Genomic DNA, 1,869 nt, shown 5'->3' on the forward strand with positions numbered 1-1,869 from the left:
GGCTGCCGGTCGACASCACCGTGTCGGGGTCCAGCGCCCGGCGGCCGCTGCGGGGCGCGGCGGCGACCACGTCGTCGATGAAGCCTTGCGGATGCACCCGGGCCAGGTCGGCGAAGTCGACCAGCGGCGCTTCCAGGCTCTCCAGGTCCAGGCGGCCGTCGTCGTCCAGCGCGTCGACCACCGCCCGCAGGCGCTCGGGCCGCTCGACGTGGTTGTCGCCGGGCCGATGGTCGAGCATATCCAGATGCGTATAGAGCGCGACATCCATGCGAGGACCCTACCTCTTGACCACCGCCGCGACCATCCGCAGGGCCACCCTCGACGACGCCGACGTCGTTTCCAGCCTCGGCGCCCGGACTTTCAGCGACACCTTCGCCCACCTGTACCCGACCGAGGACCTGGAGACCTTCCTGGCCTACGCCTACGGCCTGGAGCGGACGAAGCGCGACCTGGCCGATCCGGACAAGGCGACCTGGCTGCTGGAGCTCGACGACGAGGCGATCGGCTACGCCACCGCCGGCCCGTGCGGCCTGCCCCATGACGACGTGAAGCCCAGCGACGGCGAGCTGCACCGCATCTACGTGCTCAAGGCCTTCCAGGGCGGCGGGCGAGGCTCCCTGTTGCTGAAGACCGCGCTGGACTGGCTGGAACGCGACGGCCCGCGCCCGCTGTGGATCGGCGTGTGGTCCGAGAACTTCGGGGCGCAGAAGCTGTATCGGTCCAAGGGGTTCGAGAAGGTCGGCGAGTACCATTTCCCGGTCGGCGAGACGCGGGACCTGGAGTTCATCCTAAGACGGGGGTGACAGACACGGGGGACACACACTCGCCCAACCGTCCGAGATCGCCTGCCGAATTCGTGGGGCGAGTGTGTGTCCCCACCTTCACGCACCGTTGCCTCGCGCCCCATAACCCGCCATCCTTCGAACAACCGTTCGAAAGCCAACCCATGTTCCTCCGCTTCTTCTCCGAGCTCCGCGCCGCCAAGATCCCGGTGTCCCTGCGCGAATACCTCCAGCTGATGGAGGCGCTGGACAAGGACGTCATCGATCGGCGGATCGAGGATTTCTACTTCCTGTCGCGCGCCAGCCTGGTGAAGGACGAGAAGAACCTCGACAAGTTCGACCGGGTGTTCGGCCACGTGTTCAAGGGGCTGGAGACCGTCGAGGACGGGATCACCGCCGACATCCCGGCCGAGTGGCTGAAGGCCCTGACCGAGAAGTTCCTGACCGACGAGGAGAAGGCGCAGATCGAGGCCATGGGCGGCTTCGAGAAGCTGATGGAGACCCTGCAGGAGCGCCTGAAGGAGCAGAAGGAGCGCCACGAGGGCGGCAACAAGTGGATCGGCTCGGGCGGCACCAGCCCGTTCGGCAACAACGGCTACAACCCCGAAGGCGTGCGCATCGGCCAGGACAAGAGCCGCCACGGCCGGGCCGTGAAGGTCTGGGACAAGCGCGAGTACAAGAACCTCGACGACAGCGTCGAACTGGGCACCCGCAACATCAAGGTGGCCCTGCGGCGCCTGCGCAAGTTCGCCCGCCAGGGGGCGCTGGACGAGCTGGACCTGAACGGCACGATCCGCGGCACGGCCGAGAAGGGCTATCTGGACATCCAGATGCGCCCCGAGCGGCGCAACACCATCAAGGTGCTGCTGTTCTTCGACATCGGCGGCTCGATGGACGGCCACATCAAGCTCTGCGAAGAGCTGTTCAGCGCCGCCAAGACCGAGTTCAAGCACCTGGAGTTCTTCTACTTCCACAACTGCCTGTACGAGGCCGTGTGGAAGGACAACCGCCGCCGCCAGGTCGAGAAGATCCCCACCTGGGACGTGCTCCACAAGTTCCCGCACGACTACAAGGTCATCTTCGTGGG

The 1,869-nt window shown here is 66.5% G+C and carries 2 protein-coding genes and 1 pseudogene; 2 read left to right on the forward strand and 1 reads right to left on the reverse strand.

Going from position 1 to position 1,869, the window contains the following annotated elements; translation table 11 throughout:
* Positions 1–268, reverse strand: a pseudogene (locus tag AC1U89_RS24430) (histone deacetylase family protein); the annotation flags it as partial.
* On the opposite strand from AC1U89_RS24430, the gene AC1U89_RS24435 reads away from it, so the two are divergent.
* Together AC1U89_RS24435 and AC1U89_RS24440 are read left to right on the forward strand one after the other, a co-directional pair.
* Positions 267–803, forward strand: a complete 537-nt coding sequence (locus AC1U89_RS24435; protein ID WP_479902203.1) for an N-acetyltransferase family protein — start codon at positions 267–269, stop codon at positions 801–803. The pseudogene AC1U89_RS24430 and the gene AC1U89_RS24435 overlap by 2 nt on opposite strands.
* Before the next feature lie 143 nt (positions 804–946).
* On the forward strand, positions 947–1,869 hold a 923-nt coding region (locus AC1U89_RS24440), incomplete at its 3' end, for a vWA domain-containing protein (RefSeq protein ID WP_479902204.1).

Source organism: Caulobacter sp. 05T431 (assembly GCF_056665975.1).